Source organism: Streptomyces sp. NPDC055078 (assembly GCF_053607985.1).
Genome location: NZ_JBSGUP010000555.1, coordinates 1 through 5,566, shown reverse-complemented (window position 1 = coordinate 5,566; position 5,566 = coordinate 1). Strand labels below are relative to the sequence as shown.

At 71.7% G+C, this 5,566-nt stretch carries 6 protein-coding genes; 3 read left to right on the top strand and 3 right to left on the bottom strand.

The features are described from left to right. From ACWF94_RS31840 to ACWF94_RS31830, 3 genes are all read right to left on the bottom strand, one after another. A partial coding sequence (locus ACWF94_RS31840) for an MFS transporter (RefSeq protein WP_453496362.1) occupies window positions 1–842 on the bottom strand: 842 nt, incomplete at its 3' end. Then, window positions 839–1,327 carry a MarR family winged helix-turn-helix transcriptional regulator gene (locus ACWF94_RS31835; protein ID WP_453496359.1) on the bottom strand — a complete coding sequence of 163 codons (489 nt, stop codon included), beginning with the start codon at window positions 1,325–1,327 and terminating at the stop codon, window positions 839–841. The genes ACWF94_RS31835 and ACWF94_RS31840, both read right to left, overlap by 4 nt. Before the next feature lie 43 nt (window positions 1,328–1,370). Continuing rightward, window positions 1,371–2,084 (bottom strand): TetR/AcrR family transcriptional regulator, encoded by a 714-nt coding sequence (locus ACWF94_RS31830; RefSeq protein WP_453496356.1) that lies wholly within the window; start codon window positions 2,082–2,084, stop codon window positions 1,371–1,373. A 187-nt stretch (window positions 2,085–2,271) separates the two neighbouring features. Here ACWF94_RS31830 and ACWF94_RS31825 point away from each other — a divergent pair, with 187 nt between their 5' ends. The 3 genes from ACWF94_RS31825 to ACWF94_RS31815 form a co-directional block, all read left to right on the top strand. Then, window positions 2,272–3,390 (top strand): serine hydrolase domain-containing protein, encoded by a 1,119-nt coding sequence (locus tag ACWF94_RS31825; RefSeq protein WP_453496353.1) that lies wholly within the window; start codon window positions 2,272–2,274, stop codon window positions 3,388–3,390. A 284-nt stretch (window positions 3,391–3,674) separates the two neighbouring features. Beyond that, window positions 3,675–4,265 (top strand): TetR/AcrR family transcriptional regulator, encoded by a 591-nt coding sequence (locus ACWF94_RS31820; RefSeq protein ID WP_453496350.1) that lies wholly within the window; start codon window positions 3,675–3,677, stop codon window positions 4,263–4,265. A gap of 517 nt (window positions 4,266–4,782) precedes the next feature. After that, window positions 4,783–5,566 (top strand): flavin-containing monooxygenase (locus tag ACWF94_RS31815; RefSeq protein WP_453496347.1); only part of this gene is annotated, 784 nt, incomplete at its 3' end.

The following is a 5,566-nucleotide window of genomic DNA, read 5'->3' as shown; positions in this document are numbered from 1 at the left end:
CCGGAGAGCAGGCCGGCGGTGATCCCGCCGACCGCGACGGCCGAGAGGAACAGGCCGAGCGTCCGCGGATCGCCGTCGAAGCGGATCTCGTTGACCAGCGGGAAGAGCGCGACCGGCATGGCGAGCAGCGTCGCGGCCAGGTCGGTGGCCATCAGGCCCCACAGCGTCGGGCGGCGCAGCACGATCCGCCAGCCGCCGCGCTCCGGTCGGCGCCCGGCGCCCTTCGCGCCGGCGCCCTCGGGCCTCATGGACGGGAGGCGGAGCACCGAGAGCATCGAGACCGTGACGGCCGCGGCCTGCGCCGCGTAGGCGGCGGACAGGTCCCAGCGCGCGATGATCAGGCCGGCCAGCGCCGGGCCGGCCAGCATCGCCGCCTGGAAGGAGAGGTTGGTCAGCGCGAGACCGGCCGCGACCTGGTCGGCGGGCAGCAGCCGGACCGGGAACGTGCGCCGGGCAGGGGCGCCGAGCGCACTGCACGCGGTCCCGGCGGCGACCAGGGCGAGCAGCAGGAATACGTTGCGGTTGCCCGCCAGGGCCTGGGCACACAGTCCCGCGGCCACCAGCAGTTGGCCCGCGGTGGTGGCCCGCACCACCGCGCGCCGGTCGACCGAGTCGGCCAGTGTGCCGCCGAGCAGCCCGAACAGCACCATCGGCAGACCGGTCGCGAGCCCGATGGCACCGGTGCCCACGGGGCTGCCGGTCAGATCCCAGACCTGGGCGAGCACCGCCACGGTGGTCATCTGCGAGCCGAGTTGGGAGGTCGAGGAGCCGATCCACAGGTCGCGGAACGGCCGGCTGCTCCGCAGCGGGCGGGTGTCGAGGAACCGGACGCGCCACCTCATCCCGGTGGCTCGACGAGGTGGCCGAGGATCCGCTGCCGCATCGACCGGCGTTCCAGCGCCCGCCGCAGCTCCTCGACGACGGTGGTCAGCGCGTACGGGATCTCGCTGTCCAGCTCCGCGACTGTCGCGTGGGTGGCACGCCACTCCGCCTCCAGGAACGGCACCAGCGACCGGCCCCGTTCGGTGAGGTCGATCCGCCGGGTGCGGGCGTCGGGCCCGGGTTCGGAGGTGACCAGGCCCGCTCGGCGCATGGCGGCGACGGTCTGGCTGGTCGCGGAGTGCGAGCGGTCCAGGGACTCGGCGAGCCGGCGGATGGTCAGTGGTCCGGTGTGGGCGAGCCGGATCAGCGGATAGGCGAACCTCGGCCGTACTCCCTCGATGCCACGCCCGACGTAGACCTGCTCGATCTCTGCGTCCAGGGTGGCCAGCAGTTGGTGCAGCGACTGCCAGGGATCTGGCACGGCTGTGGGGTCCGAAGATGTCACAGCGCTAATATAACAGCGCTGTGACAATTGATGGCCCCCGTGATCACGGGGTGGGTGTCGGCGGACGGCTGTTTCCCGCCGCTCCCGAGCCGGTCGGCTCGCCTGGCGGGATCGCGGCCTCGATGTGGGCGAGCTGGGCGGCGAGAATGTCTTCGAACGCGGCGCGGCGGTCCGCCCCGAGAGGGCGGACGTCACGGGCGAAGCGGGCCAGGGCCGGGAAGCGTTCGGGGTCGGCGCCGAATACCGCGACGCGGAACAACTCCATGCCCTGTTCGCGCTCGGCCGGGGTGACGGTGCTGACCCCGGCATCGGAAGCGATCAGCGCGGCGATGAGGACCGCGATCCGGTGGTAGCCCGCCGGGATCTCCTCGTCGGGCAGTCCCGACGCGCGCAGAGCCTGCAGCACCTCTTCCATGACCAGCCGGGAACCGGTGCCGCCCGACGCGTAGCGCCCCCACACCGCGGCGAGCTGGGGCTGCTCACCGAAGGACTCCCGCACGCGCAGGGCCAGGGCCGTGATGCGCTGGCGCCAGTCGCCCTCGGGGCGGTAGCCGTCCATGGCGGCGACGAGGATCCGGTCGGCGACCGCCCGCAGCAGCTCCGTCTTGCTGCGGAAATGCCGGTAGAGGCTGGAGGAATCGGTCCCGAGCGCCGCGGCGAGCTTGCGCACGCTGAACGACTCGGCGTCGCTCGTGCGCAGCAGCTCCGCCGCCGCTTCCAGGATCTCGTCGGTCGACCAGCGCCTTCGGCCTGCCATCCCAACTCCTCTCACCGGACCCCAGCCTAACCTATGCACTTGGTGTTGCACGCACTGCGTGCATAATGGAGGCAGGAGTGTACGAGGGGCACCCGGCAGCAGGCGGGCCGGTGCATCCCGTGCCCTGTCACCCGGCTCGGGCGACCGGCGTGGAGCGCACCCCGGGCACAGCGAAAGGACGCGTGTGATGAGGAACCTTCTGGATCCCGCGGCGCTGAACGCCGCCATGGAGAACGTCCACCGCGCCGGGGTGCCCGGCCTGTTCGCCGAGGTGCGTGACGGCGACCAGGTCTGGCGCGGCGCGGCCGGAGTCGCCGATGTCGCCACCGGCCGCCCCGTCACGGCCGATATGCGGCACCGCGTCGGCAGCGTCACCAAGACCTTCACCGCCGCCGCGGTTCTGCAGCAGGCCGAGAGCGGCCGGATCGGCCTGGACACGCCGATCGGCCGATATCTGCCGACGCTGGTCCCCGGAGATCCCGGTGCCGCGATCACGGTCCGGATGCTGCTCAACCACACCAGCGGCCTCGCCGAGTACCTCCCCTACGCCTACGCCTCCCTCAGGGCGTTCCCCGCCGTCGCGGACACCGGGCCCGAGAGCCTCGACGACAACCGGTTCACGCGGTTCGACCCATCCGAACTGATCGAGATGGGAGTCACCGCACCCTCGGCCGGCCCCCCGGGCGGCACGCCGGGCGTGTACTCCAACACCAACTACCTGCTCCTCGGCGAACTCCTGCGACAGGTCACCGGCACCACGGCCGAGCGGTACATCACCCGGAACATCATCGAGCCCGCCGGGCTCCGGGACACCGGTTTCCCCACCGAGACGTCCATCAGCGGTCCGCACTCGCAGATCTACGAGGCGTGGTTCGGCATGATCGACCCGCCACGCGACTACAGCGTCTACGACATGTCGTGGGTGGGGCCGGCGGCCTCGCTGATATCGACCGTCCCGGACCTCAACCGCTTCTTCGGCAGGCTGCTGGCAGGCGAGATCGTCGGCCCGTCGTCGCTGGAGCAGTTGCGCGGTACCGTCCCGGTCGTCTCCCATGAAGGACTGACGATCGACTACGGTCTCGGCCTGCACCCGATGGAGGCTCCCGGCCAGTGCACCTTCTGGGGCCACGGCGGCACGGTCTGGGGTGCCGGAACGCTGGCCATGACCCGTGCCGACGGCAAGCGGCAGATGGCCGTCGCGGTGAACACGCAGAGGTGGAACAGGCTCGACTCATCGGGCAGGCCGCAGCCGCATCCCATCGACGACGCGCTCGCGGCTCTCTACCGCGTGGCGATGTACGGCTGACCGGACATGACACACACCCACCCCTCGCCGTCGACCCGGTCGCCCACGTGCTCCGCGGCTCCCCCCAGCGGGTCGGGGTCCGCCGCCATTGCGGTGGCCGCCACCCGCCGGCCGGTGCCGCCCCGGGACCGATAGCCGTGTTCATCGCGCGCTTCCGCCCGGCGACAGCGGGGCGGCGGTGGATGACCGGTCCCCGGTCTGCCATCATGGCTGAAACGGAACCTCGCTCCGCCGACGATACGGAAGACTCTTCCGCTGTGCGGCAGCACGGAAGGAGCGTCGCGGTGAACGACGGCGGCCGGAGCGCGGAGAACGCGGCCGGATCCAGGCGCAAGGACGCCCGGCGCAACCAGCAGACCCTGCTGGACGCGGCAGCGGCGGTGTTCGTGGCCTCGGGCGTGGAAGCGCCGGTACGCGACATCGCGGCCGAGGCGGGCGTCGGGGTGGGCACGGTCTACCGCCACTTCCCCACCCGGGCGGACCTCGTCATCGCCGTCTACCGCCACCAGGTCGACGCCTGCGCCGAAGCCGGGCCCAGCCTGCTGGCGGCCGGCCCGACACCCCACGCCGCCCTGGGGCGGTGGGTCGACCTCTTTGTCGACTTCCTGGTCACCAAACACGGCCTCGCGGCCGCGCTCCAGACCGACAACACCGGCTTCGAGACGTTGCACACCTACTTCCTCGACCGGCTCCTGCCGGTGTGCACCCGACTCCTCGACGCTGCCGCCGCCTCCGGTGAGATCCGCCCCGGCATCGACGCCTACCACCTCATGCGCGGCATCGGAAACCTCTGCATCGGCGCCGACAGCGACCCGCGCTACGACGCACGCCGACTGGTCGCACTCCTCGTCGCGGGACTGCGCCAACCGCACTGACCGCCACACCCGTAGCGCGTCCGTGGCACGTCCGTGGCGCCCCGTGCCTCCCACACCGCCCGTGACCGCCAGGACCCTCGCGGAAGCGGTCGGTGCGATCGAGATGTGGTCGCGATGTGATCGCATCCCACAGGGCGGCCCCCGCCGATCCCCGGTCGGCGCTCCGGCTCCGGACCACCCCGCAGCCGCCCGCCGGCACCCGCACCCGCACCCGCACCCGCCCGCCACACCCGTACCGGCCACAAAGACCCCCGGGCCAGGGCCGACGCCTCGACAGCGGACCTGAAGCACGGTCGCGGGCGATCCCGCGCGGCCCGCGCGGCCCACACGCCGGAGCCCGTGCCAGGCGCGTACCGCCGCCCAGTGCCGACAAAAGTGAGGCATTTGCCCTAGGGCTATTGACTAGGGCAAGCGCCCTAGTAATCTGTGAGAGCACCGCTCACCCGCGGTCGCCACTGATACGAGCCGCTGGGCGGCCGGGCGACCGATCCGATCCAGAGCAGGAGACCAGAACGACATGACCGAACGGGAAATGCGCGTCTGCATCGTCGGAGCCGGACCCTCAGGGCTGGTCGTCGCCCGCCAGTTGCGCGACGCCGGAGTGCCGTTCGACCTGTTCGAGAAGCACTCCGATGTCGGCGGGATCTGGGACCCGGCGAACGAGGGCAGCCCCATCTACCGGACCGCACACTTCATCAGCTCGAAGTACACCAGCGGCTTCTACGGCCACCCGATGCCCGAGGACTACCCGGACTACCCTTCCTGGCGGCAGATCCTCGACTACATCCGGCACTTCGCCAAGGCCGAGAACCTGTACGAGCACATCACCTTCAACGCCGAGGTGGAGCGCGCCGAACTGCTCGACGACGGCACCTGGGAGGTGACGGTCGCCGGCGGGAAGCGCCGCTACCGGGCCCTCGTCGTGGCGCCGGGTGTCACCTGGCATCCGAACGTTCCCGAGCTGGCCGGACAGGACACCTTCACCGGGCGGCTGATGCATTCGTCGGAGTACTACGACACCTCGGCGTTCGCCGGACGGCGTGTGCTCGTCGTCGGTGCGGGCAACTCCGGGGTCGACATCGCCTGCGACGCGGCGGCCGGGGCCGACAAGGCGTTCCTGAGCGTACGGCGCGGGTACCGGTACGTCCCCAAGCACATCTTCGGCGTCCCGCTGGACGTCTTCCTGAACTACGGTGGCCGGCCGCCGGCGGGCGTCACGCTCCCCGACGACCCGGGCGCGGTCATCGACGCGCTGGTCGGCGATCTGACCCGCCTCGGCCTCCCCGCGCCGGACCACGAGC

What these genes read in the sequence shown, in the direction of transcription:
- ACWF94_RS31830 (WP_453496356.1), bottom strand. Translation starts at nt 2,084, where the DNA reads ATGGCAGGCCGAAGGCGCTGGTCGACCGACGAGATCCTGGAAGCGGCG.
- ACWF94_RS31825 (WP_453496353.1), top strand. Translation starts at nt 2,272, where the DNA reads ATGAGGAACCTTCTGGATCCCGCGGCGCTGAACGCCGCCATGGAGAAC.